Genomic DNA, 26,165 nt, shown 5'->3' with positions numbered 1-26,165 from the left:
GTGGACACAGCCAGACGCCCGGTGGCCCGCCTCGACGCGGCCCCGGGAGCAGACGCCCTGCGAGCGGATGCCCAGCGAGCGCACGCCCAGCCGGTGCACGCCCCGGCGGCGGACCGGCCGATGGTCGGCCGGGAGCAGGAGCTCGCCGCGATCCTGGCCGGCCTGCGCCGGCTGCCCGCGGTGGTGCGGGTGAGCGCCCCGGCGGGCCTCGGCAAGACGCTGCTGGTCGAGCAGGCCGCCGTACGGCTGCGCGCGGACGGGCTGCGCGTGCTGGGCACCCGCTGCCCGCCGCTGGCGCGGCCGTTCCCGTTCGGCGCCGTGGCGGAGCTGCTGCGCACGGTCGGCCCCGAGCTGCCCGCGGAACTGGACCCGATCACCGGCGCACTGGCCGAACTGCTGCCCGAGGCGGCGCCGTTCCTGCCGCCGCCCCCCGCGCCCAGCACCGATCCCGACCTGGCCAGGCACCGCGTCTTCCGGGCCGTCCGGGCCGTGCTGGCCGCTCTCGGGCCGACCGTGCTGCTGGTCGACGGCCTGCAGTGGGCCGACCCGGACAGCCTGGAGCTGCTGCGGGCGCTCACCCTGGACCCGGTGCCGACCCTCGGACTGCTGCTGGCCGAACGCCCCTGCGGGGTCCGCACCGCCGCCGCCCCGCACCGGCCGCCCGGCGTCGGCGGCGGCGAGCTGACGCTGGCACCGCTGGACGAGGAGCAGGTCGCCCAGGCCAGCGGCGGCCGGCCGGCCCCGGTCGTGGCCGAGCTGCACCGCTGGAGCGGCGGAGCGCCCTACCTGCTGGTCCAACTGCTCGACCGGCTCGACGGCGTGAGCGGCGAGCGGCCCGTCGAGCAGGCCGCCCGCCGGGCCGCCGCCACCCTGGTGCACCCGGTGGAGACCGACTCCGCCGAGGCACGGGCACTGGTCACGGCCTGCGCCGTGGTCGGGCGGCCGGCCGACCAGGAGCTGCTGGCCACGGTGGCCGGGCTGGCACCCGGGGCCGCCGGGGCCGCCCTGCTGGAGGCACTGGGCAGCGGCCGGCTCGTCGAGGGGCCGGACTGCCGGTACGGGCTGCCGTACCCGCTCGTCCAGGAGGCGGTCCACCTCGCCGTCCCCGGCCCCGAACGCCGCCGCGCGCACCTGGCCGCCGCCCAGGCGCTGCTGGCCGTGGAGCCGGTCGCGGCCGCGGAGCTGGCCCGGCACCTGCGGGCCGCCGGCGATCTGACCGGCTGGCGCGAGGAGGCCGAGGCCGCGGTCGAACAGGCCGTCGCCGCGGGCGACTTCGCCGCCGCCACCGAGCTGCTGCACCAGCTGCTGGCCGAGCCCTCGCTGCCGCCCGAGCACCGCTCCCGGGCGGCGCTGTCGCTGGCCCGGGTGTCGGTGAACACCCTCGACCACCAGCAGGTGCTCGGGGTGCTGCGGCGGATCGTCACCACGGCCGACCTGGCGGTGGTGACCAGGGGCGAGGTACGGCTCTCGCTCGGCCTGCTGCTGCTCAACCAGGAGGGCGACACCGAGGCCGGCTTTCGCGAACTGGAGCGCTGTGTAGCGGAGTTGCGCGAGCGGCCGGATCTCGCCGCGCGTGCGATGGGCGCCCTCGCGGCGCCGATCCTGGCCGTCCACGCCACCCAGCAGGCCCGCTGGCTGGACCGCGCCGAGCGGGCCGCCCGGCTCAGCGGCGATCCGGTCGCCCGGACCGGGGTGCTCGCCAGCCGGGTCACCTGGCTGGCCTGCGTCGGCGACCCGACCGCCTGGGAGCTGCTCGCCGAGCTGCCCCGCAGCACCCGGGACCAGGCCGAACTCCGGCAGACCGCACGGGCGTTGTGCAACGCGGCGAGCGGCGCGGTCGGCTGGGGCCTGAACGAGCAGGCCCGGCGCTACCTGGACGAGGGCCTGGATCTGGCCGAGGCCACCGGGATGGACTTCATGCAGGGCGTCGGCCGGGCGATGACCCTGGTCCTGGACTGGCACACCGCCCGCCTCGACGGCCTGGAGGCGCGCGCCCGGGCGCTGCTCGGCGAGATCTCCGAGATGCCCGCCCTGCGCACCGACGTGCTCCTGGTACTGGCCCATCTGCACGCGCTGCACGGCGAGTTCGACGAGGCCGCGGCCACCCTGAAGCCGGTGCTGACCGGCGGCCACGGCCCCGACCCGATGCCGTTCTTCGACACTCACGCGCTGGCCACCAGGCTCGCCCTCGGCAACGGCAACGCCGAGCAGGCCTGGCACGCGCTCGGCCCGGTGCTTGAGCTCTACCGCACCAAGGCGGTCTGGGCCTGGGGCTGCGAGCTCGTCCCCGAGGCCGTGCTCGCCGCCCTGACGGCCGGGCATCCCGACGAGGCCCGGCGGCTGGCCGAGGAGTTCGCCCGGGCCTGCGCCGAGCACCCGGCACCGGCCGTCGCCGCCGGCGTCGAACTCGCTCTCGGGCACCTGGCGGTGGACCAGGACCCGGCGGCCGCCGCCGAGCACTACCAGCGCGCGGCCGCCGTGCACGGCCGGATCGGCCGCCGGTACGCCCGCGCCCGGGCCACCGAACTGGCCGCACTGGCCCGGCTCGCGGCCGGTCAGCGACCGGCCACCCCCGGGCTGGTGGAGGCCGCCGAGGAGTACGAGCGGCTCGGCGCGGTCGCCGACAGCTCGCGCTGTGCGATGGTGCTCCGCGAGCAGGGCATCGGCGACCCGCGGGCGCACGCCCGGCGCGGCTACGGCGAGGAGTTGACGCCCCGCGAGCTGGAGGTGGCCCGGCTGCTGGCCTCCGGGCGCACCAACCGGGAGATCGCCCAGGTGCTGTTCCTCTCCCCGCGCACGGTGGAGCAGCACGTGGCCAAGGTGCTGCGCAAACTCCGGGTGCCCACCCGCCGCGAGGTCAGGACGGCCCTGGGGCCGCGGCCCTGAGACGCTCCACTAGCCTGTCCCCCATGACCCAGTGGACAGAGCAGCAGGACGACGCCCCGGGCCGGTTCGGCCCCGACGCCACCGTGGAGGTGGAGGCCTACCAGGTCGGCGCCGTGCGCACCGAGTACGCACCGAACCACGACGGCGACCCGGACCCGGGCGAGATCGTCTGGACCTGGGTGCCGTACGAGGAGCGCGACGGGCGCGGCAAGGACCGCCCGGTGCTGGTGGTGGCCCGGGAGGCCGGCGGCTCGCTGCTCGCCGTGATGCTCTCCAGCAAGGGCCACGCGCACGACGCCGACTGGGTGCCGATCGGCGCCGGCCCGTGGGACAAGTCCGGCCGGGACTCCTGGGTGGCCCTGGACCGGGTGATGCGGGTCTTCGACGGCGGCATGCGCCGCGAGGCCTGCGCACTGGACCGGGCCCGGTTCAACCTGGTCGTCGACAACCTGAAGCGCCGTTACCGCTGGAGCTGACGCCGTAGGCTGTCCCCCTCGACCACGGCCCGGGGGGAGTCGGATGGCACCGCGGACACCCCGCCGGCCGGGCCCGGCACCGGCCCGGCCGGCGGCCCACCGGAACGTCATCCTCGGCGGTGTGTTCCACGGCCAGGTCGTCCAGGCCGGGACGGTCCTGCTGGCCCCGAGCCGCGAGCAGCGCTGGGCGCAGGCCCTCGCCCACCAGGTCGAGCGGCTCGAACAGGGCGAGTGGCGGCGGCTGCTGGGCGACGACACCGAACGGATCGACCTCGGCTACACCCGGACCGCCGCCGCCGGCCGAGAGGCCCGGAACTCCGCGGAGGGCGGCCGGCTGCTCGGGTCGCCGCAGGGGCCGGCCGGCGTCCTCGGCTACTTCCGGGCGCTGGAACCGCGCCGACTGGTGATCACCGGAGCCGCCGGGGCCGGGAAGAGCGTGCTGGCCCTGGAACTGATGCTCGCCCTGATCGACGGCCGGGGGCCCGACGACCCCGTCCCGGTCCGCCTGCAGCTGGCCGGCTGGGACACCCGGGTCCCGTTGACGACGTACCTCACCGAGGAGCTCACCCGCTCGTACGCCTGGCCCCGGCGGATGGCCCGTGCGCTGGTCCGGCACGGCCTGGTGCTGCCGGTCCTGGACGGTCTGGACGAGATGGATCCGCCCCGGGCGGACGGCCGGCCCGACCGGGCCGCCCCCCGCGCCCGCGCGGCCCTGCGGCTGCTCAACGCGTACCAGGCCGGACGGCACCCCGGGGCCGTCGTCCTGACCGTCCGCACCGACGCCTACGAGGCGCTCGGACGGGGCGGCGGGCCATCCGGCCAGGACGGCGGCCAGGACTGCGGCCACAGCGGCGGGCCGGGCGACGGGCGCGACAGCCGCCTGCTGGACGCCGCCCGGATCACCGTCGACCCGGTCGGGCCGCAGGACGCGCTGGCCTACCTGCGCGCCCGGGCCACCGACCGCACCCGCTGGCAACCGCTGCTCGACGACCTCGCCGCCCGGTCCGGCTCGCCGCTCGCCGCGCTGCTCTCCACGCCGTGGCGGCTGTGCCTGGTCGCCACCGTGTACGCCGAGGAGGGCGAGCCCGGTGAGTTGACCCGGTACCGGTCGGCCCGGGCACTCGACCGGCACCTGCTGGCCCGGCTCGTTCCGGCGGCCGTGGCCCTGCACCCCCGGCGCGGGAACCGGCCCGAGGCGGTGCACCGCCGGCTGCACCAGCTGGCCGGGCACCTCGACGGCGGCGCCCGGCCGCGCGCCGCCGTCGTGCTGCACGAACTCTGGTGCCACCGGGGCGCGACCCGGATCGTCGCCGTCCGCTCGGTGCTGGTCGTCCTCGCCGCCCTCGCGGTCGCCGGGGCGGACCGGCTGCTGCCGCTGACCCACCGGGTCGGCCTGCTGAGCGGCCAGGCACTCGCCGTACTGCCCGTCGTCCTGGCGCTGATCCGGTGGGGTCCGCCGATGGAGACCAGGCCGCGCACGCTGCGCCTGGGCACCGCGGTGCGGTCGATGTCCTGGCCGGCCACGGCCGTGGCCCTCGCCGCGGCCCTGCTCACCGGCGCCGCCAACTGGGTGGCCTTCGGCGGGCTCGCGGCGCTGCTCGCCTTCCTGGGCGTGCTGGTGCCCGGTCTGCTGGCGCGCTCGCTGACCGTCGTGCCCGGGGCGGTGCTGCGGCCCCGCCGGCTCGTCGGCGGCGACCTGGTCTTCGGCGCCGTCCTCGGCGCGGCGATCGGCGTCGCCCTCACCGGGCCGCTGATCGGCCTGTGCGGTGTGCGGGACGGCATCCTGCTGGCGCTACCGCGGGCGGCCTTCGCCGCGTTCGCCCTGGTCGGCGGCGTGGGGCAGCGGTATCTCACCTTCCTGCTGTTCGGCCGGGGCGCCCTGCCGCTGCGGCTGGGAGCCTTCCTGGACTGGGCGACGGACGCCGGTCTGCTCCGGCTGACCGGCCCCGCCTACCAGTTCAGGCACCGCGAGTTCCAGGACTGGCTGGCCGCCACCCCCGAGCCGCTCCCGGCCACACCACCGACCGAGCCGGCCAGGCCGCAGGACCGACAGAACCCACAGGACCCCCAGGCCGAGCCGGCCACACCGCAGAGCCCCCCACCCGTCACCCCGCCAGGCAGCTCGGCCCGAGCAACTGCTTGAGGTCGCCGAACAGCGCCGGGTCGCTCTTCACCCGGTGCCGGTCCAGCCGCAGCACGGTGGTCTGCCGGGCCCCCTCCAGGCGCAGCCGCACCTCGGTCTTGCCGCGGTGGTGGGCGAGCACCTCGCCGAGCCGGGCGACCAGCGGCGGGGTGATCTTGGCACTGGGGATCGAGATGACGATCGGCGCGTCGGCGTGCGCGTTGGACAGGTCCGGGACGGACAGCTCCATGCCCATCAGCCGGGGCACGTCCTCCCGCTTGTCGAGCTTGCCGCGGACGAACACCACGGAGTCCTCGACCAGTTGGGAGGAGACCAGCTGGTAACTGGCGGGGAAGAACATGCAGTCGATCGAGCCGGCCAGGTCCTCGACGGTGGCGATGGCCCAGGCGTTGCCCTGCTTGGTCATCTTGCGCTGGAGACCGGAGATGATCCCCCCGATGGTGACGATCGCGCCGTCGGGGCGCTCCGCGAGGTCGGCGACCGCGCAGTCGGCCTTGTCGGCGAGCACGTGCTCGATGCCGTGCAGCGGGTGCGAGGAGACGTAGAGGCCGAGCATCTCGCGCTCCTGGGTGAGCAGGAAGGCCTTCTCCCACTCCTCCTCGGAGAAGACCACGTCGAGGCCGAAGCTCGGCTCGTCGGAGACCACGTCGCCGCCGAACAGGTCGAACTGGCCCTCGGCCTCCTTGCGCTTGACCCCGACCACGTTGTCGATCATCGGCTCGAACTGCGCGGTCAGGCCCTTGCGGGTGTGCCCGAGCGAGTCGAACGCGCCCGCCTTGATGAGGGATTCGACGGTCCGCTTGTTGCAGACCACCGACTCCACCTTGTCCAGGAAGTCGGGGAAGGAGGCGTACTTCCCCTTGGCCCGGCGGGTGCGGATCATCGAGTCCACCACCGGGCCGCCGACGTTGCGGATGGCGGTGAGGCCGAACCGGACGAGCTCGTTGCCGTGCGGGGTGAAGTCGGCGTCCGACTCGTTGACGTCCGGCGGGAGCACCTGGATGCCCATCTTGCGGCACTCGTTGAGGTAGACCGCGGACTTGTCCTTGTCGTCCTTGACCGAGGTGAGCAGGCCGGACATGTACTCGGCCGGGTAGTTGGCCTTGAGGTACGCAGTCCAGTACGACACCAGGCCGTAGCCCGCGGTGTGGGCCTTGTTGAAGGCGTAGCCGGAGAAGGGGACCAGGACGTCCCAGACGGCCTGGATCGCGGCGTCCGAGTAACCGCGCTCGCGGCAGCCCTTCTGGAACGGGACGAACTCCGCCTCCAGGATCTCCTTCTTCTTCTTGCCCATCGCCCGGCGCAGCAGGTCAGCCTGGCCGAGCGAGTAGCCGGCCAGGATCTGCGCGGCCTTCTGCACCTGCTCCTGGTAGACGATCAGGCCGTAGGTCGGCTTGAGGATCTCCTCCAGCGGCTTCTCCAGCTCCGGGTGGATCGGGGTGATCTCCTGCTGGCCGTTCTTGCGCAGCGCGTAGTTGGTGTGCGAGTTGACGCCCATCGGGCCGGGCCGGTAGAGCGCCAGGACGGCGGAGATGTCCTCGAAGTTGTCGGGCTTCATCAGCCGCAGCAGCGAGCGCATCGGGCCGCCGTCGAGCTGGAAGACGCCGAGCGTGTCGCCGCGGGCGAGGAGTTCGTAGGTGGGCCGGTCGTCCAGCGGCAGCTCGAGCAGCTCGATCTTGATGCCCTTGTTGCGCTCGATCGCCTTGACGGCGTCGTCCATGATCGTGAGGTTGCGCAGTCCGAGGAAGTCCATCTTGAGAAGGCCGAGGCCCTCGCAGGTGGGGTAGTCGAACTGGGTGATGGTGACGCCGTCGGTGTGCCGGGTCCAGACCGGGATGTGGTCGGTGAGCGGCTCCGCGGACATGATGACGCCGGCCGCGTGCACGCCCGGCTGGCGGATCAGGCCCTCGATGCCGCGGGCGGTGTCGATCACCTTGCGGACGTCGGGGTCGCTCTCGTACAGGCCGCGGATCTCGCCGGCCTCGCCGTAGCGCGGGTGCGCGGAGTCGGTGATGCCGGAGAGCGGGATGCCCTTGCCCATCACGTCCGGCGGCATCGCCTTGGTGATCCGGTCGCCCATCGCGTAGGGGTAGCCGAGGACCCGGGAGGAGTCCTTGATGGCGGCCTTCGCCTTGATGGTGCCGTAGGTCACGATCATGGCGACCTTGTCGGAGCCCCACTTCTCCGTCACGTACCGGATCACGTCGCCGCGCCGGCGCTCGTCGAAGTCGATGTCGACGTCGGGCATCGAGATGCGCTCGGGGTTGAGGAAGCGCTCGAAGATCAGGCCGTGCGGGATCGGGTCGAGGTCGGTGATGCCCATCGCGTAGGCGACCAGCGAGCCGGCCGCCGAGCCGCGGCCGGGGCCGACCGCGATGCCCTGGCTCTTGGCCCACATGATGAAGTCCGCGACCACCAGGAAGTACGCCGGGAACCCCATCTGGATGATGGTGTCCATCTCGTACTCGGCGAGCTTCTTGTGCTCCTCGTCGTACCCGTTCGGGAAGCGCCAGTCCATCCCCTCCCAGACCTTGGCTTTGAAGAAGTCCGCCTCGGACGCGAAGCCCTCCGGGATCGGGAAGCGCGGCATCAGGTTCTTGAACTCGAACATGCCGGCGGTGTCGACCCGCTCGGCGACCAGCAGCTGGCTGTTGCGGCAGCCCTCCTGCCAGGCGTCGGAGGTGTCCAGGCCGTACATCTCGGCGGCCGACTTGATGTAGTAGCCGGTGCCGTCGAAGCGGAAGCGGTCCGGGTCGGAGAGGTTCTTGCCGGTCTGCACGCACAGCAGCAGGTCGTGGGCGCCGGCGTCGGCCTCGGTGGTGTAGTGCGAGTCGTTGGTGACCACCGGCGGGATGTTCAGCTTCTTGCTGATCTCGATCAGGCCGTCGCGGACCCGGGTCTCGATGTCGAGGCCGTGGTCCATCAGCTCCAGGAAGTAGTTCTCCCTGCCGAAGATGTCCTGGTACTCGCCGGCCGAGCGGACCGCCTCGTCGAACTGGCCGAGCCGCAGCCGGGTCTGCACCTCGCCGGAGGGGCAGCCGGTGGTGGCCATCAGGCCGGCCGCGTGCTCGGCGATGATCTCCTTGTCCATCCGGGGCCACTTCACCAGCCAGCCCTCGGCGTAGGAGCGCGAGGTCAGCTTGAAGAGGTTGTGCAGGCCCTGCTTGTCGCGGGCCCAGATGGTCTTGTGGGTGTAGGCGCCGGAGGCGGAGACATCGTCCCGCTTCTGGTGCGGCTGGCCCCACAGGATGCGCTTGGTGTTGGAGCGGGACTCGGGCGCCACGTACGCCTCGATGCCGATCACGGGGGTGATGCCGGCCGCGGTGGCCTGCTTGTGGAACTCGGCCGCGCCGTACATGTTGCCGTGGTCGGTCATCGCGACATGGGTCTGACCGAGCCGCTCGACCTCCTTGAAGAGCTGCTTCAGCCGGGCGGCGCCGTCCAGCATCGAGTACTCGGTGTGGACGTGCAGGTGCGCGTACGGCTGGTCGCTCAAGGCGGGGCCTCCGGAGGCTGGTGCGGTCTGGTTGGCCGGCGAACGCGCAGGTCACAGGGGCTGGAAACAGCAGAGGCCCGAGCCGCCCAACCGGCCCGGACCCACCTCTCACGCATTCACGGAACTACTCTAGCCTCCTGTCGCAGGAGTCCCGCCGAGGCTCCTGACCGTTGCAAAGGATGCGCCGCATGTCCGACCAGGTCACCGCCGCCGACCGCGCCGAGACCATCCTCCAGGTCTTCGACTCGGCCTTCGGCGAGTTGCTCGCCCAGGATCCGGCGGCCTTCCGGGTGAAGTTCCGCAAGATGGCCGCCTCCGCCTTCGCCTTCTACCGCGGCACCGCCGCGCTCTTCTACGCGGACCTCACCACGCCGCCGTTCGAGGGCTACGGGGCCCACTTCCTCGACCCGCGGACCAGCCGGGTGTGGATCCACGGCGACCTGCACGCGGAGAACTTCGGCACCTACCTGAACGCCGAGGGCCGGCTGGTCTTCAACGTCAACGACTTCGACGAGGCCTACGTCGGGGCCTTCACCTGGGACGTCCAGCGGCTGGCCGCCAGCCTGGCCCTGATCGGCCACGCCAAGGCGCTGTCCGACGCCACCATCACCGAGCTGGTGCGGGCCTTCGCCGCCGCCTACCGCGGCCAGATCTCCGCCCTGGTCCGCCGGCCCGGGGAGGGCGCGGTGTACACCCTGGACACCGCCACCGGCCCGATCCTGGACACCCTGCGCCGGGCCCGGCTGCAGACCCGGGTGGAGCTGCTGGACCAGGAGACCGTGATCGACGGCTACGACCGGCGCTTCCGCAAGGGCAACGGCGCGATCGAGCTGGCCGAGCAGGAGCGGGCCGAGGTGCTGGCCGCCTTCGCGACGTACCTGGAGACCCTGCCGCCCGCCTCCCGCACCCGGCCGGACGCGCTGCGGGTCAAGGACGTGGTCGGCCGCCGCGGCATCGGGATCGGCAGCGCCGGGCTGCCCTCGTACAACCTGCTGCTGGAGGGGCACACCGACGCCCTGGAGAACGACGTGATCATCTACCTGAAGCAGGGCCAGGTCCCGGCGGTCTCCCGGCACGTCACCGACCCCTCGATCCGCGGCTACTTCGAGCACGAGGGCCACCGCACGGTGATCTCCCAGCGCGCCCTGCAGGCGCACAGCGACCCCTGGCTCGGCTACGCCACCCTGCACGGCCGGGGCCAGCTGGTCGCCGAGGTCTCACCGTACGCGGCCGACCTGGACTGGACCGACCTGAACGAGCCGGCCGACCTGCTCGCCGTGACCGAGTACCTCGGCCGGGCCACCGCCACCATGCACGCGGCCGCCGACGAGTCCTCCAGCGGGCACACCCTGGTGCCGTTCTCCACCGAGCACGCGATCGACGCGGCCGTCGCCGCCGACGAGAGTGGCTTTGTCGACATGCTGGTGGAGTTCGCCCACGCCTACGGCGCCCGGGCCCGCGGCGACCACCAGATCTTCGTGGACCTCTTCCGCAACGGGCGGATCCCCGGTCTCTGAACCCGTTCCGCCCCGCCCCCGCGCGCGCTACTGTCGGCTGCCGACCACTCGAAGGGGGAGCCATGTCCTACCAGCCCGCGCAGGGCCCGGCCCGGCAGCCGGCGGACGGCGGTCTGATCGCCGTCGCCGTGCTGCTGCTCGCCCAGCTCGCCATCGAGCTCGGCATCCTCGGCTACGACCTCAGCCAGGCGGGCGCCGGCTACCTCACCACCGCGCTCGGCTTCACCTTCGAGCACTACGTGGCCGCGCCGGTCGGCTTCTTCGGCCAGGACGCCGCGCTGTGCGTGGCGCTGGTGGTGCTGGTGGTCGGCGCCTTCAGCGGCGGCCGCTGGGCCCGGCCGGCGGCGGTCGCCCTGCTGGGCGTCAACGCCTACGGGGCCGGCACCGTGCTGGTCAGCCAGGGCGTCGACAACCTCACCTCCCCGGTGCGCAACCTGGTGCTCAACCTGACGGTGGTGGCGACGATCCTGATCGCGGTCGTGGTGGCCGCCGTGGTCGCCGCCACCCGGCGTCCGGCCGCACCGGCGCCCGCCCAGCACCAGGCCGCGTACCAGACGCTCTACCCGTACGCCGCGCCGCCCGCCTACCCGAGCACCCCGCCGCCCGGCTACCCGAGCACCCCGCCGGCGCCGTCCGGGCCGCCCGGCGTCTGAGGTCTCAGCCGCGCAGCTCGCGGCGGATCACCAGCCGCAGGCCCGACCAGGTGGCGTCGACGGCGCAGACCTTGTTGTCCACCAGCCCGGTCGGCAGGGCGATCCCGCGCAGCACGTCCTCGGTCAGGTCGGTCGGCACCCGGGAGGCCCGCTTGGGCCAGGCCACCCAGAGCCCGGCGGCCGGCCGCATCGCCGCCCGGAACTCCGCCAGCCGGGCGGCCAGCTCGGCCCGGTCCGCCGGGTACCAGAGCGCGACGTCGAACGGCTCTCCCGGGTCGACCGCCCGCCGGAGCAGGACGTCCGCCGGCAGTCCGGGCACCTCGAACCCGGCCGGCGCACCGGCCAGCAGCAGGGTGTCACCGGCGCGGATGCCCAGCTTCCGGGCGAGCGGGGTGCCCGAGTAGCCGGCCGGCACCGCTGCTCAGCCGTCCAGCTCGGCGAGGAAGTCGAGCGCGACGCCCCAGGTGCGGGCCGCCGCCTCGGCGTCGAAGTCGGCCAGGTCGGGGTCGGTGTAGACGTGGCCCGCGCCGCGGTAGCGGTGCACCTCCACGTCCGCCCCGGCCCTGGTCATCAGCAGGTACCAGGCGTTCAGCCAGTCCTCGCTCTCGAAGGCGTCCGGCTCCGCCACGTGCAGCTGGACCGGGATCTCGGTGGCCGCGTCCTCCCGCAGGTCGGAGGTGCCGTGCAGGAGCAGCAGGGCGCGTGCCCGCTCGTCGGCCAGCGCCAGGTTCTGCGCCAGCGCGGCGCCCAGCGAGAAGCCGGCGTAGACCAGGCCCGGCCCGCCCGGGGTGATCAGCGGGGCGGCGGCGGTGACGGCCCGGCGCAGCAGCTCGTCACTGCCGACCTCCTCCTTGTACGCCATGCCCTGCTCGACGTCCTCGAAGGTCTTCCCGTCGAACAGGTCGGGCGTGTGCACCTGGTGCCCGGCCGCCCGCAGCCGGTCGGCGGCGGCGTGCACGGCGGGGCGCAGCCCGTAGACGGAGTGCAGCAGGAGGATCTGGGCCACGGGGTCGGTTCCTTACGGCTCGCGGGGAGGGGTCCGCCTCCATGATCCCCCATCCCGCCCGCGCCCGGCGGGCGCACGGCCACCGCCGCCCGCCCTCCCGGTTCGCAGGGGGCGGGCGGCGGCCGCAGGTCGAGGCGGCTACCGGCGGGTGCCGGTCAGTACTCGACCTTCATGGTCACGCCGCTGAAGGAGCTCTTGGCGTAGAGGCTGAAGTAGACCCAGCCGGCCGGCGGGGTGTTGACGGTCAGCTTCTCCGCGTTGCCCGTGGTGGCGGACTTGCTGAGGTAGGAGCCGGTGGTGGCCCAGTTGGTGCCGTTGTAGTAGAGGTCGGCGTCGCCGGTGCCGCCGCTGCTGGTGAGCTTGAGCTGCTTCACCCCGGCGGGCAGGTAGGCGAACATGTAGCTGTAGTTGCCGGTGGTGGCCGCGACCCCGGTGCGGCGGCAGTTCTTGTCGTACTGCCGCACGTCCGGCGCGCTGCACAGCGGCAGCCCGGCCACGGTGAGGGTCTGGCTGCGGGTGGCGGTGGCGCCCTTGTCGTCGGTGACGGTCAGGGTGACGGTGTAGCTGCCGGCCGCGGAGTAGGTCTTGCTGGGGTTGGCGGCGGTGGAGGTGGTGCCGTCGCCGAAGTTCCAGGAGCGGGCGGCGATGGTGCCGTCCGGGTCGGTGGAGGTGTCGGCGAAGGTGACGGACAGGTCGTTGACCAGCGCCGTGAAGGCGGCCACCGGCGGCTGGTTGGCAGGGGTGCCGGGGTCGCAGGCGCCGGTGTTGCAGGCGGTCAGCCAAGCGGCGAAGTCCGCGTCGTACCGGGTGCCGATGGTGCTGGTCAGGAAGGTGCGGGCACCGTTCCAGTCACCGGCGCGGTACTTGGCGAGCAGTGTGTTCACGTCCGCCCAGTGCTTCTCGACCATGTAACGGACCGCCAGGTAGCCCCAGTTGTAGATCCGGGTCTGGTCGGCGTTGTCGTAGGTGGAGTCGAAGAGGGTGCGCAGGCTGTAGGTGTGCTGCCCGGCCTGGTTGATCGCGTCGTCGTAGCGCACGCCCCGGTACGAGTAGGAGACGTACTCGGCCAGGCCCTCGACCCACCAGACGGTCGGGGTGGTCATGCCGGCGTCGAAGTTGCCGTACATGTCGTAGCGGCCGTCGAGGTAGTGGGTGTACTCGTGGTTGAGGTTCCAGATCTGGAACGTCGGGCGGACCCACTCGGCCTCGTAGGCGACGAACCGCGGCTGGTTGCCGGCCTGCTCCGGGTTGCCCTCCAGGTACATGCCGCCGTTGTTGGTGTCCATGTCGAAGATCGGGCCGGCGTAGGTCTGGTAGTCGCTGCTGGAGTGGAAGACCACCACCTCGATGGTGGAGTTGCCGTCGTTGGCGACCGGGCCGGTGTCCTTGACCAGGGAGTGGAAGTAGGCGTCCTGGTTGGTCAGGCTGGCGCAGCTGGCGGCCAGGTCGGTCTGGCTCATCTGCTGCGCGATGATCTTGATGCTCGGGCTGCAGGTGTAGTTGATGGTCAGCACCGCCGCCTTGAGCCGCGGGCCCAGGTCGCAGGTGCCGTAGTAGGCGCAGTTGGCCTTGTCGTAGGTGTCGGTCGCCACCGCCAGGTTGACCCAGAGCGCGGAGCTCGGGCCGGTGATGCTGCCGCGCGCGATCAGGTCCCGGATCAGCGGGCGGACCTTGCTCAGCAGGCCGCTGTACTGGAGGAAGCGGCCCAGCTCCAGGCCGGAGTTGGCGGCCAGGTACCCGCGGTCGGTGCCGAGCAGGTCCCAGTGCGCGGAGGCGAAGGCGGCCAGGGTGTCGGTGATGCTCGGGTCGGCCTGCACGGCGGCCTGGTAGTCGGCGTTCTGGTGGCCGCGCCAGAGCACCGTGTAGGTGTTGTTGACCGCGTTGACCATCGACCAGCTGCTGTTGTACGTGGCGTTGTAGCCGTTCAGCAGCCGCTTGACCACGTACAGGTAGCGGGCGTTCTCGCCGGAGCTGTCGATCAGGGTGACGGCCTCGGCCAGGGTCTCGCCGTTCGCGTCGGTCACGTCGCCCGAGTGCGCGGAGGCGTAGAAGGCGTCCAGGGCGGCGCGGATGGCGGTCTTCAGCGAGCTGCCGTAGGTACCGACGTCCGTCGGGTGGTTCCACTGCACGTAGTAGCCGGCCCGCAGGAAGAGCACCAGCTGCCCGGCCGAGGTGGTGTTGTTCCCGGGGTAGGACGCGGACACGTCCCGCAGCGCGTTGGCGACGCTGACCATCTGGGCCTCGCGGAAGACCGCGTTGGCGTTGGTGCCGGTCAGCACGAAGAGGCTGTTGACGCAGTCGACCGGGACCGCCTTCACCTGCTGGACCAGCGCGCTGCCGGTCTTCGAGGCGAAGTCGGAGACGTTGCAGGCCGCGGCGTCGAGCGCCCGGGGGGCGGCCAGGGCCTTCGGTTGGGCGTAGTCGGCGCGGACGGCGGCGACCGAGGCGCTGCGGGGAGCGCGTTCCGACAGCGGAACGGTGCGGCCCAGGTGCTGGTCCTGCGTCAGCGCGGTGCCGGTGGCGGGTTGCGGGGCGCCGATCGAGGGCGAGGAGGGGGCGCGACCCGCGCCCGGGGTGGCGGCCTGGCTCTGCGGGGAGAACAGGCCGAAGGCGAGGCAGGCGGCGACGGCTGTGGTGAGCAGGCGTGCCGAATCTGTCCGGAAGGATCTCACGTGGGGGCCTCCGGGCCGGTGGATGGCCGCGTGCGGACGCGACCGTGTGGGGGGGAAGGTGGGGGCGGCCGGGTGGGGGTGCGGCCAGGGGAACCTCGGCGGGACGGCGCGGCAGCGAACCGCGCCGGCGCGGCCGACAGGGGGTGTGACATGTACAATTGCACGTATCACATGGCTTTGGGAAGCCCCTGGATACGACAAGTTGCCCGCAGTGCCGAGCAGTTGGCGGGCGAACCGATCGTCGACCCGCGCGCCGCAGCGGTCGACCGGCCCCGGACCGCCGGGTGAAGAGTCGACGAACAGTCAGTCCTAGGGGCTTTACAGCTGATTACCCGCTAGTAGCCTGTGGCGACGTGACTGAGCTTACCGATGCCCTTTCCGCTGCCCGGCCGCGTCGCCGCCGGGTCCTCAAGGCCGCCGCGCTGACCGCCGGCGCCGTCGCCGTCCCGCTGGCACTGGGCGGGGCCACCGCCACCGCGGCGCCCGCGCCCCAGTTCCTGCACGGCGTCGCCTCCGGCGACCCGCTGCCCGACGGCATCCTGCTGTGGACCCGGGTCACCCCGGCGCCGGAGGCCGTGCCCGGCTCCGGCATCGGCCCGGACACCGACGTGCGCTGGCAGTTGGCCAGCGACAAGGCGTTCACCGACATCGTGGCGAGCGGCACGGTGACCGCCACCGCCGCCGCCGACCACACCGTCAAGGCCGACGTCCGCGGCCTGCGCCCGGACACCGGCTACTGGTACCGCTTCACCACCGCGGGCGTGAGCTCGCCGGTCGGCCGCACCCACACCACCCCGGCCACCGACGCCGCCCTCTCCCGACTGCGCCTGGGCGTCGCCTCCTGCGCCAACTGGGAGGCCGGCTACTTCTCCGCGTACCGGCACCTGGCGGCCCGCGGCGACCTGGACGCCTTCCTCTTCCTCGGCGACTACATCTACGAGTACAAGTCCGGCGAGTTCTGCGCCCGCGGCAGCGTGGTGCGCCCGCACGCGCCCGCGCACGAGATCATCGACCTGGCCGACTACCGTACCCGGCACGGCCGTTACAAGACCGACCCGGACCTCCAGGCGCTGCACGCGGCCGTTCCGACGATCGCCATCTGGGACGACCACGAGTTCGCCAACGACGCCTACTCGGGCGGCGCGGAGAACCACACCCCGGGCACCGAGGGCACCTGGGCGGACCGGGTGGCCGCCGCCAAGCAGGCCTACTTCGAGTGGATGCCGGTGCGCCCGTCCATCGCCGGCACCACCTACCGCCGGCTGCGCTACGGCAAGCTGGCCGACCTGCACCTGCTCGACCTGCGCTCGTTCCGCTCCGAGCAGGTCAAGGTGGGCAACGGCGACGTCGACTCGGCCGACCGCTCCATCACCGGCCGCGCCCAGCTGGACTGGCTGAAGGCCGGCCTGTCCGCCTCCGAGACCACCTGGCGGCTGATCGGCAACGAGGTGATGATCTCGCCGGTGGCCTTCCTGTCGCTGCCCGGCTTCCTGCTCCGCCCGCTGGCCAAGCTGCTCGGCCTGCCCGGCGAGGGCATCGCGGTCAACACCGACCAGTGGGACGGCTACACCCACGACCGCAGAGAGCTGCTCGGCCACCTCAAGCAGCACGGCATCACCAACACGGTCTTCCTGACCGGCGACATCCACTCCGCCTGGGCCGCCGACGTGCCGTTCGAGGCCGCCACCTACCCGGCCTCGGGCAGCGCGGCCACCGAGTTCGTGGTCACCTCGGTCACCTCCGACAACATCGACGACATCCTCAAGGTCGCCCCGCAGACCCTCTCCCTGCTGGGGGTTGCCGCGCTGGAGGCCGCCAACCGGCACATCAAGTGGATCGACCTGGACTCGCACGGCTACGGCGTCCTGGACATCACCCCGCAGGCCGCGCAGATGGACTACTACGTGCTGTCCGACCGCACCAGCAAGGACGCCACCTCCAAGTGGACCCGCTCGTACCGGACCCGCTCCGGCACGCAGCAGATCGAGCGCGTCTACTCCCCCGTCAAGTGACGCCCGGGCGGCGGGGAGCACCCCTCGGGCCTCCCCGCCGCCCGCGCTCGCGGCGGCGCCCGCCGTCAGGGCGGTCCCGAACCGGATCCGGCTCCGGCGGCCCCGGCCACGGGCGCGGCACGCGCTACGCCTGCTGCACCGCCCGGCCCTCGCCGGGGGCCAGCACGGCGGGCGCCTCCCGGACGTCCGGCAGCAGCAGGATCGCCAGGTTCGAGACGGCCACCAGCGCCGCCCCCATCAGCAGCGGCGCGCCGGTGCCGACCAGCGCGGCGAGCGGGGCCGCGATCCCCAGGCCGACCGGGCGGGCGACCATGGAGATCATCGTGTCGAGCGAGGCCACCCGGCCGAGCACCGCCGGGGGTATCCGGCGCTGCAGGGTGGTCTCCCAGAGCGGGCCGAGCAGGCCGATGCCGAACGCGGCCACGCTGTAGGTGACCGCGACCACCACCATCGGCAGCCGTAGGGCGAAAGCCACCATCGGGACGGCGTAGGCGGCCGCCCCGAGCGCGACGCCGACCAGCGGGTGCCGGATCGGCAGCCGCGGTGCGGCGAAGACCCCGGCCACCAGCCCCACGGTGGCGACCTGGGCGATCACCACCCAGGAGGTCTCACCGCCCAGGCTGCGGACGGCGATCAGCGGGCCCAGGGTCAGCACCATCCCCATCGCGAGGTGGATCGCGCCGTGCCCGAGCACATTGGCCAGGAACCACGGGTGGCGGCGGGTCTCGGTCCAGCCCTCGGCCAGTTCGGCGAAGAACGGCGCCCGGCGGGGCCGGTCCGGCCCGGGCCGGGGCCGCAGACCGCCGAGCGTGGTCGCGGACACCACGAACAGCCCGCCGGTGAGCAGCGAGGACCAGCCCGCACCGACCAGCAGCATCAGGGTGCCGGCGATCGCGGGCCCGGCCACCTGGGCGAGCGCCTGCCCCACCCCGAGCCGGGTGTTGACCCGCAGGCGCTCGGAGGCCTCCACCACGCCGGCGACCAGGGTCCGCACGGCGGGCATACCGAAGGCCACGGCCGCGCCGGTGACCGCCGCGAGCACCGCCAGGTCCGGGATCCGCGGCGAGCCGCCGAGCAGTTCGGCACCGATCGCCAGCTGGGCGGCGGCCCGCACCAGGTCGGCGGTGAGCACCGTCCGCTGGGGCGGGAAGCGGTCGGCCACCACGCCGGCGACCGGCAGCAGCACGATCATCGGGACGACTTCGCAGGCCAGGACCAGTCCCAGGTTCCCCGCAGAACCGGTGCGCACCAGCGCGAGTGTCAGGGTCATCGGGATCAGGGCGGTCGCCAGCGCCGCGACGGTGCGGCCGATCAGCAGTCGCCTATTGGATGTGGCCATGACATAAGACAGTATTTCGTACGTTGATGCATCGTCAACAAAGTGGCCGTCAAGACTGCCCGACCAGCCGCCCGAATGCCCGGGACCGGGCCCGTGGGCGCGGTCCACCGTACCCTCCGGCCCCCCGGGCCGCGGCCGGATCCCCACCCTCGGGGCCGACCACGCAGGTCAGGACACCACGTCCTTGCGGGCGAAGCCCCGGAACGCCAGCGCCAGCAGCACCACCGAGTAGCTCAGGGACAGCGAGACGCCCTGCACCATCCCGCCCCACTCCAGCTGCGGCTGCAGCGCGTCCGCCCAGGCGTACTGCCAGTGCGCGGGCAGCCACTCGCGCAGCCCGCCGAGCGCCGTGATGGCGTCCAGCACACCGGTCACGATGGAGATGAAGACGGCGCCGCCGACCGCCCCGAGCGGCGCGTCGGTGGCGGTCGAGAGCCAGAACGCCAGCGCCCCGACGACCAGTTCGGCGAGCACCACGAAGGCCACGGCGAGCGCCAGCCGGGGCAGCGCCACCGAGGCCGGCAGGCTGGCCCCGGTCGGCAGCCGCAGATCGCCCCAGCCGTACGCGGCGGTGCCCACCCCCAGCCCGACCAGGGGCAGCAGCACCACGGCCGCCGCCGAGAAGGCCAGGCCCACCGTGAACTTGCGGGCCAGCAGCCTGGCCCGGGGCACCGGCGCGGCCAGCAGGTAGCGCAGCGAGGACCAGCTGGCCTCCGAGGCCACCGTGTCGCCGCAGAACAACGCCATCGGGATGACCAGCAGGAAGCCGGTGCCCATGAAGAGCAGGGTGGCCGCGAAGTTCGGCCCGGAGGCGGTGGCCAGCTCGATGAAGCTGGTCCGGTCCGCCCGGCCGGGCGGACCGCCGATCTGGAAGGCCGCCAGCACGATGAAGGGCATCGCGGCCAGCACCCCGCCGATCACCATGGTCCGGCGGCGGCGCAGCTGGCGGACGGCCTCCACCCGCAGCGGCAGGGTCCGGCCGGGCCGGTAGCCCGGCGCGGCGGGGGTGGCGGTGGCGGTCATGCCGCTCCTCCGATCAGTGACAGGAAGGCGTCCTCCAGCCGGCGGTGCGGCCCGAAGCGCTCGACCGGCACCTCCAGCCGGACCAGTTCGACCAGCAGGGCACCGGCCGTCAATCCGTCGAGGCGCACCAGCAGTCCGCCGTCGACGGCCTCCGCCGAGCCGACCCCGGCCAGCGCCGCCACCTTGTCGGCGGCCACCGCCCGCTCGTCGGCGCCGTACCCCGCGGGGGTGGAGACCAGCAGCAGCTCGCCGGCCCCGACGATCTCGGCGACCTCGCCCGCGACCACCAGCCTGCCCCGGTCCATCACCACCAGGTGGGTGCAGCTCTGCTCGATCTCGGAGAGCAGGTGGCTGGAGACGATGACGGTGCGGCCCGCGGCGGCGTAGCGGATCATCACCTCGCGCATCTCGCGGATCTGCGGCGGGTCCAGACCGTTGGTCGGCTCGTCCAGGATCAGCAGGTCGGGCAGGCCCAGCATGGCCTGGGCGATGGCGAGGCGCTGGCGCATGCCCTGCGAGTAGGTGCGCACGGCACGGTCCAGGGCCTCGCCGAGATCGGCGATGGCCAGCGCCTCGGCCAGGTGCGCGTCCTCGGCCGGGCGGCCGGTGGCCCGCCAGTACGACTCGAGGTTGGCCCGGCCGGTGAGGTGCGGGAGGAAGCCGGCGCCCTCGACGAAGGCGCCGACCCGGGAGAGCACCGGGGCACCGGGCCGGACGGCATGGCCGAAGATCCGGATCTCGCCGGCGTCGGGCCGGATCAGGCCCATCAGCATCCGCAGGGTGGTGGTCTTGCCGGCGCCGTTCGGCCCGAGCAGTCCGAGCACCTGCCCCTGCTCGACCCGGAAGCCGAGCTCGCGGACCGCGTACCGGTCGGCGGCGCCGCGGTAGCGCTTGCCGAGGCCGGTGATCTGCAGCGGCACCCCGGCCAGCGCCGGGTCGGGGGCCGGCTGCCCGCCGCGACGGCGCACCAGCAGCAGGGCGGCGGCCGCACCGAGCGCCAGCAGCGGCAGCAGCCAGGTGCGGGTGGGCAGCGGGGCGGCCTCGGTGCGCAGCGCGTCCACCGTCGGTACGGTCAGCGGCCCGGCGGCGGCGACCCGGTAGGTGGCGCTCTCGCCGGGCGAGGCGTACGCCAGGTCGGTGCTGGCCAGCACCAGCCGCAACCGGTGGCCGGACTCGAAGGTGTGGTCGACGGCTGGCAGGGTGATGTCGACGGCGCGGCCGCCGGGCGCGTCGGCGCCGGTCACCCGCAGCGGCGCGACCAGCTGCTGGGGCAGCGACTGCTTGCCGTCCGGGCCGAGGTCGTAGAGCTTGGCGAAGAGCACCGCGTCCGGCCGGTCGGCGTGCACGGTGATCCGGGTGGTGGGCGCGCCGGTCAGGTGCAGCCCGCCGGCCAGCGGCGCGGAGTCGAAGGCCGCGTACTGGCCGGGGAAGTCCAGCGCCAGCCCGGCCCCGAGCGCGGAGGCCTGGGCGAGGGCTCCGATGCCGGGCACGGTGGAGATGTTCGGCGGGGTGCCGCCGGGCGGGTTGGCGAACTGCTGCTCGCGGCCGGTCAGCCGGACCGTCCGGGAGCCCGTGCCGCCCAGCCCGGGGTAGGTGTCGGCGTCGGCCCCGCGCAGCACGGCCTGGAAGCCGGTCGAGTCGACCCCGCCGGTGCGGGTGACCCGGAAGGCCGGGCCGGTGGCCTCGGCGGTCCGCTGCTTGAGGTGGTGGTCGAACCAGGCGGTCACCCGGTCGTCCACCCGGGCGCTGCCCTCGGTGCCGCCGTCGTGCCCGCCGGCGAACCAGTCGACGGCCACCGGTGCGCCGTTGGCCGCGACCGCGCGGGCGATCCGGTCGCCCTGGTCGAGCGGGAAGAGCGAGTCCTGCTGGCCCTGGACCACCAGGGTGGGCACCTTGATCCGGTCACCGACCGAGGACGGGCTGGACTTCTCCAGCATCGCGACGGCCTCAGGATCGGCGTGCCCGGCGGTGGCGACCCGGTTGTACATCGCGCACAGCTCGTCCAGGAACCGGCCGCAGCCGATCGGGCCCTCGGGCGCCCCGGCCCGGTCGCCGCCCGCCAGGTCACCGGCCGAACCGGTGGTGAAGAAGATCCCGGCCCACAGCTTCTTGAAGACGCCGTCCGCGGCCCCGCCGCCCTGCACACCCTGCGGGAACAGCGCGTCCGCCAGGTTCCACCAGGTGATCTGAGTGGCCACCACATCGATCCGGGAGTCGTACGCGGCGCCCAGCAGCGCCGCCCCGCCGCCGTACGAGGCGCCGGTGATGCCGACCCGGGGGTCGCCGGGCGCGTCCAGCCGGACCTCCGGGCGCTGGGCCAGCCAGTCGACCAGGTGCCGGACGTCCTGCACCTCGCGGTCGGGCGCGTCCAGGCCGATCTTCCCGCCGGAGTGCCCGAAGCCGCGGGCCGACCAGGTGAGCACCGCGTAGCCGGCCCTGGCCAGTTGCTCGGCCCGGGCCCGCTCGTCCTCCTTGGAGCCGCCGAAGCCGTGCGCCAGCAGGACGGCCGGGCGCGCGGTGGAGCCGGTGGTGAAGAAGGAGGTGTCGATCCGGACCGTCTGCGCGCCGCCCGGCGTCTCGGGCAGGTCGAGGAAGCGGTCCTCCTGCCGCACCGCCTGCTGCGACCCGGCGGCCGCCACCGCACCGAGCCCGCCCAGCGCGGCCAGCAGTGCGAGCAGCAGGCCGGCCACCACCGCCCGCCGGCCCTTCGGCCACCTCCGCCATGCCCCACCGAGACTCATGGATACCGATCCTATTCAGCGGTTTGGTAGGGCCGTCGTAAGAGACCCCGCCGGCCGCGCCCGGCGACACCTTGCCGCCTCCGTGCCCCCACCCGCACCGGGTGGTTCGGGCCAGTGCTAGCGTCGCCTGAACCCGCTGGACGGTGCGGCGCACGGTGGTGGCGCCTCGCGCCGGAGTGCGCCCCCGGGCCGCTCAACCCTGACCGGCCCACAACGCCGGTCACGGATTCCGGAAGGTCTGCCCACTCCGTTGACTAGCACCCCGCCGAACGGCCACCGCGCCGCCCCAAGCGGCGCCTCGCCCTCCTCCCACCGACGCAGACGGCCCCTGCGGATCCCGCTGGCCGTGCTGGCCGGCGTGGTCGCCTCCACCACCGCCTTCGCCCTGCTGGCCGACGCCGACACCACCAGGCCCACGGCGAGTGGCCCGGACGTCCTCCAGCGCGGATTCGCCGACGCGGCCCGGGAGTTCCACGTGCCGCAGAGCGTGCTGCTGGCGCTCTCCTACCAGCAGACCCGCTGGGAGTCGCACGGCGGCGAGCCCAGCACCACCGGCAACTACAACGTCATGGGCCTCACCCAGGTCGACCCCGCCGCGGTGGCCAAGGCGATCGCGTCCGGCCCCGGTCCGGAGGCCGACGGCCGCGGCGACGACGCACCGGTGCGGACCGACCCGCCCGCCGTCGAGGTCAAGGACAGCCCCGCGCTGCACACCCTGGACAAGGCCGCGAAGCTGCTCGGCCGGCCCGCCGGCCAGCTGAGGTCGGACCCGGCCCAGAGCATCCGCGGCGCCGCCGCACTGCTCGCCAAGTACCAGAAGGACGCCGGCCGCCAGGCCTCGGACGACCCCGCCGCCTGGTACGAGGCGGTCGCCCGGTTCAGCGAGTCCACCGACGCCGAGGGCGGCCAGGCCTTCGCCGACCGGGTCTTCGACACCGTCAAGGTGGGCGCGGTCCGCACCACCGCCGACGGCCAGCTGGTCACCCTCGCCGCCGCCCCCTCCGTGCCGGCCGGCAGCGCCACCGCGCTCACCCCGCGCAGCAGTGCGGACGGCCAGGGCCTCGCGCCGGTGCCCGCCCCGGCCCCGACCGGCGCCAAGCCCCCCACCAAGGGCTCCACCAAGGCGCCGACGGCGAGCCCGTCGACCACCCCCTCGCGGGCCACCAGCTCCCCGGCCTCCCGCGGCACGGCCGTGAGCCGCAGCACGCTCGGCACGGCCCCCGCCCTCGACGCCGGCAGCGTGGAGTGCCCGCCCGGTCTCGGCTGCGACGCCCGGCCGGCCGCGTACCAGCTGACCAACCCCGCCGACCCGAGCTCGTTCGGCAACTACAGCGTGGCCGACCGGCCCGGTGACGGCGACACGATCCAGTACATCGTGATCCACGACACCGAGGGCGGCTTCGACGGCTCCATCGCGACCTTCCAGCGCCCCGCGACCCAGGCCAGCGCCCACTACATCGTGCGCTCCTCGGACGGGCACGTCAGCCAGCTGGTGGCCACCAAGGACGTCGCCTGGCACGCGGGCAACAAGACCGTCAACATGCACAGCATCGGCATCGAGCACGAGGGCTTCGCCTTCCCGACCACCCAGCCGACCTGGTACTCGGAGCAGCTCTACCAGTCCTCGGCCACGCTGACCCGCTACCTGGCGGAACGGTTCGGCGTCCCGCTCGACCGGCAGCACATCATCGGCCACGACGACGTCCCGGGCCCGACCCAGGACCGGATCTCCGGCATGCACTGGGACCCGGGCACGTTCTGGGACTGGAACCACTACATGGACCTGCTGGGTGCTCCCGTCCGGGGCAACACCGGCGGCCCGCTGCTGGTCGGCGGCAAGGTGACCATCGCCCCGGCGTTCGACGCCAGCAACACCCCGCCGGTCGACCAGAGCGCCACCCGCCCGCAGAACTTCGTCTACCTGCGCACCCAGCCCGCCGCCGACGCGGCCTTGGTCAACGGCGGCACCACCCAGGCCGCGGACGTCCGGGCCAAGGCCGTGGCCGGCAGCAGCTTCGTGGTGGCCGACCAGCAGGGCGACTGGACGGCGATCTGGTACAGCAGCCAGAAGGCCTGGTTCTTCAACCCGAACGGCCGCTCCGGCGCCGCCGACAACCGCACCGGGCAGACCGTGCTGACCCCGCGCCAGGGCCTGGCGTCCGTCCCGGTGTACGGCAGGACCTACCCGGAGCTCGCCAAGTACCCGGCCGCGATCGACACCACCAACCTCGCGCCGATCTCCTACACCAGCATCTCGGTGCCGGCCGGGCAGTCCTACCTCGCGCTCGGGCCCGACCCGGTCAGGGGCGACTACTACTACGCGCAGAACATCAACGGGGACGCGCCGGCCGACCGCACCCTGGTGGTCGGGGACGAGACCTACTACCCGATCCGCTACAACCACCGGCTGGCCTACCTGAAGGCGAGCGACGTCCAGACCCGCACCGCCGTCACCCCGCCGGCCAGCGGCTACACCCCGGCCGGCCCGGCCCGGCTGCTGGACACCCGGGACGGCACCGGCGGCCACGCCGGGAAGGTCGGCGTGGGCCAGTCGATCGCGCTGCAGATCGCCGGGGCCGACCTCGGCGGCGGCAGGACCGTCCCGGCGGACGTGACGGCCGTGGTCCTCAACGTCACCGCGACCGACCCCACCGGCAACAGCTTCGTCGCCGTCTACCCCGACGGGCAGCCGCGCTCCTCGGCGTCCAACCTCAACTTCACCCCGGGCCGGACCATCCCCAACCTGGTCGTCGTCCCCGTCATCAACGGCAAGGTCGACCTCTACAACAACGACGGCACCGTCCACCTGATCGCCGACATCACGGGCTACTACTCGCCGAACGGCACCTCGAAGCTGGTCACGGCCGGCCCGGCCCGGCTGCTGGACACCCGGGACGGCACCGGCGGCACCACCGGCAAGGTCGGCGCCGGCCAGTCCATCCCGCTCAAGATCGCCGGGGCCGACCTCGGCGACGGCAGGAAGGTCCCCGCGGACGTGACGGCCGTGGTCCTCAACGTCACCGCGACCGACCCCACCGGCAACAGCTTCGTCGCCGTCTACCCCGACGGCCAGAAGCGCACCGCCGCCTCCAACCTCAACTTCACCCCCGGCCAGACCATCCCCAACCTGGTCGTCGTCCCGGTCACCAACGGCACCGTCGACCTCTACAACAACGACGGCGCCGTCCACCTGATCGCCGACATCAGCAGCTACTACACCACCGGTGGCGGAGCGTCCTTCGTCAGCGCGGGCCCGACCCGGCTGCTGGACACCCGGGACGGCACCGGCGCCCCGGTCGGCAAGCTGCAGGGCGGCCAGTCCCTGGCGCTCCAGGTCACCGGGCGGGCCGGCCTCCCGGCGAACGTGACGGCCGTGGTCCTCAACGTCACCGCGACCGACCCCACCGGCAACAGCTTCGTCGCCGTCTACCCCGACGGCCGGCAGCGCACCGCCGCCTCCAACCTCAACTTCACCCCCGGCCAGACCATCCCCAACCTGGTCGTCGTCCCGGTCACCAACGGCAAGGTCGACCTCTACAACAACGACGGCGCCGTCCACCTGATCGCCGACGTCGCCGGCTACTACACGGCGGGCTGACCCGCCCCCACCCGCGGCGGGCCGGCGGCCGAGGAGCGCTCCTCGGCCCGCCCCCGCCCCCCCCCCCCGGGGGGCGGCCCCCCCCCCCCCCGGGGGCGGGGGGGGGGGGCCGGCCCCCCCCGCCCCCCCCGCCCCCGCCCGCGTCGGGGTCGAATCCGCTGGACCGCCACCCGGCCCGCCGCCATAGTGGCGGTCATGGCTTCTCTCGTTCGTCACATCAGCGTCGACTGTGCCGACCCCTACCGGCTGGCCACCTTCTGGTCCACCGTGCTGGATGCCCCGATCCACCCCGACGACCGGCCCGGCGACGACGAGGTCCTCGTCCAACTCCCGGGCACCGGCATGCTCTTCATCGCCGTCCCCGAGGCCAAGAGCATCAAGAACCGCCTGCACCTGGACCTCCAGCCCCAGGACCGCACCCGCGACCAGGAGATCGAGCGCCTGCGCGCCACCGGCGCCACCCTCATCGACGACCGCCGCAACCCCGACGGCAGCGGCTGGGCCGTCCTCACCGACCCCGAGGGCAACGAGTTCTGCGTCGAACGCAGCGCCGCCGAACGCACCACCCCGACCACCTGAGCCCCCGCCCCGGGGCCGCCCGGC

General features: G+C 73.7%; 15 protein-coding genes. 8 read left to right on the top strand and 7 right to left on the bottom strand.

The features are described from left to right. From AB0K43_RS09715 to AB0K43_RS09705, 3 genes are all read left to right on the top strand, one after another. The gene (locus AB0K43_RS09715; protein ID WP_363637662.1) at nt 1-2,886 is read left to right on the top strand and encodes an AAA family ATPase; all 2,886 of its coding nucleotides are present in this window, start codon (nt 1-3) and stop codon (nt 2,884-2,886) included. A gap of 23 nt (nt 2,887-2,909) precedes the next feature. Continuing rightward, nucleotides 2,910-3,362, top strand: coding sequence for a type II toxin-antitoxin system PemK/MazF family toxin (locus AB0K43_RS09710; RefSeq protein WP_363637660.1), 453 nt, complete (start codon nt 2,910-2,912; stop codon nt 3,360-3,362). 121 nt (nt 3,363-3,483) lie between these two features. Then, a complete protein-coding gene (locus tag AB0K43_RS09705) occupies nt 3,484-5,505 on the top strand; it encodes an NACHT domain-containing protein (protein WP_363637658.1) in 2,022 nt (673 codons plus the stop codon). On the opposite strand, the gene dnaE is transcribed toward AB0K43_RS09705, so the two are convergent. After that, nucleotides 5,468-9,001, bottom strand: coding sequence for a DNA polymerase III subunit alpha (gene dnaE / locus AB0K43_RS09700; protein ID WP_363637656.1), 3,534 nt, complete (start codon nt 8,999-9,001; stop codon nt 5,468-5,470). The genes AB0K43_RS09705 and dnaE overlap by 38 nt on opposite strands. Before the next feature lie 188 nt (nt 9,002-9,189). Between dnaE and AB0K43_RS09695 the strand changes: the two genes are divergently transcribed. After that, nucleotides 9,190-10,518 carry a DUF2252 domain-containing protein gene (locus tag AB0K43_RS09695; protein ID WP_363637654.1) on the top strand — a complete coding sequence of 443 codons (1,329 nt, stop codon included), beginning with the start codon at nt 9,190-9,192 and terminating at the stop codon, nt 10,516-10,518. A 62-nt stretch (nt 10,519-10,580) separates the two neighbouring features. Beyond that, on the top strand, nt 10,581-11,171 hold the full coding sequence (locus AB0K43_RS09690; RefSeq protein ID WP_363637652.1) for a hypothetical protein: 591 nt from the start codon (nt 10,581-10,583) through the stop codon (nt 11,169-11,171). 4 nt (nt 11,172-11,175) lie between these two features. Here AB0K43_RS09690 and AB0K43_RS09685 read toward each other — a convergent pair whose 3' ends face one another. The 3 genes from AB0K43_RS09685 to AB0K43_RS09675 all read right to left on the bottom strand — a co-directional run bounded on the left by AB0K43_RS09685 (nt 11,176) and on the right by AB0K43_RS09675 (nt 14,849). After that, entirely contained in the window at nt 11,176-11,586 is a 411-nt protein-coding gene (locus AB0K43_RS09685) for a DUF3052 domain-containing protein (protein ID WP_363637650.1), read from the bottom strand. Between the two features lie 6 nt (nt 11,587-11,592). Continuing rightward, complete coding sequence (locus AB0K43_RS09680; protein WP_363637648.1) at nt 11,593-12,177, bottom strand: dienelactone hydrolase family protein; 585 nt, start codon at nt 12,175-12,177, stop codon at nt 11,593-11,595. 155 nt (nt 12,178-12,332) lie between these two features. Then, a complete protein-coding gene (locus AB0K43_RS09675) occupies nt 12,333-14,849 on the bottom strand; it encodes a collagenase (RefSeq protein WP_363637646.1) in 2,517 nt (838 codons plus the stop codon). A 353-nt stretch (nt 14,850-15,202) separates the two neighbouring features. On the opposite strand from AB0K43_RS09675, the gene AB0K43_RS09670 reads away from it, so the two are divergent. Then, nucleotides 15,203-16,861, top strand: coding sequence for an alkaline phosphatase D family protein (locus tag AB0K43_RS09670; protein WP_363637644.1), 1,659 nt, complete (start codon nt 15,203-15,205; stop codon nt 16,859-16,861). A gap of 124 nt (nt 16,862-16,985) precedes the next feature. On the opposite strand, the gene AB0K43_RS09665 is transcribed toward AB0K43_RS09670, so the two are convergent. The 3 genes from AB0K43_RS09665 to AB0K43_RS09655 form a co-directional block, all read right to left on the bottom strand. Next, nucleotides 16,986-18,200, bottom strand: coding sequence for an MFS transporter (locus tag AB0K43_RS09665; protein ID WP_363637642.1), 1,215 nt, complete (start codon nt 18,198-18,200; stop codon nt 16,986-16,988). Between the two features lie 168 nt (nt 18,201-18,368). After that, nucleotides 18,369-19,223, bottom strand: a complete 855-nt coding sequence (locus AB0K43_RS09660) for an ABC transporter permease (protein WP_363637640.1) — start codon at nt 19,221-19,223, stop codon at nt 18,369-18,371. Continuing rightward, nucleotides 19,220-21,964 carry an alpha/beta fold hydrolase gene (locus AB0K43_RS09655; protein ID WP_363637638.1) on the bottom strand — a complete coding sequence of 915 codons (2,745 nt, stop codon included), beginning with the start codon at nt 21,962-21,964 and terminating at the stop codon, nt 19,220-19,222. The genes AB0K43_RS09660 and AB0K43_RS09655 overlap by 4 nt, the downstream gene beginning before the upstream one ends. 250 nt (nt 21,965-22,214) lie before the next feature. On the opposite strand from AB0K43_RS09655, the gene AB0K43_RS09650 reads away from it, so the two are divergent. Both AB0K43_RS09650 and AB0K43_RS09645 read left to right on the top strand, forming a co-directional pair. Then, a complete protein-coding gene (locus AB0K43_RS09650; protein ID WP_363637636.1) occupies nt 22,215-25,562 on the top strand; it encodes an N-acetylmuramoyl-L-alanine amidase in 3,348 nt (1,115 codons plus the stop codon). A 195-nt stretch (nt 25,563-25,757) separates the two neighbouring features. Further along, nucleotides 25,758-26,141 carry a VOC family protein gene (locus AB0K43_RS09645; protein ID WP_363637634.1) on the top strand — a complete coding sequence of 128 codons (384 nt, stop codon included), beginning with the start codon at nt 25,758-25,760 and terminating at the stop codon, nt 26,139-26,141. Nucleotides 26,142-26,165: the final 24 nt, after the last annotated feature.

The sequence above is a fragment of the Kitasatospora sp. NPDC049258 genome (assembly GCF_040678895.1).
GTDB lineage: Bacteria > Actinomycetota > Actinomycetes > Streptomycetales > Streptomycetaceae > Kitasatospora.
This window is presented reverse-complemented; position numbering and strand designations above follow the sequence as displayed.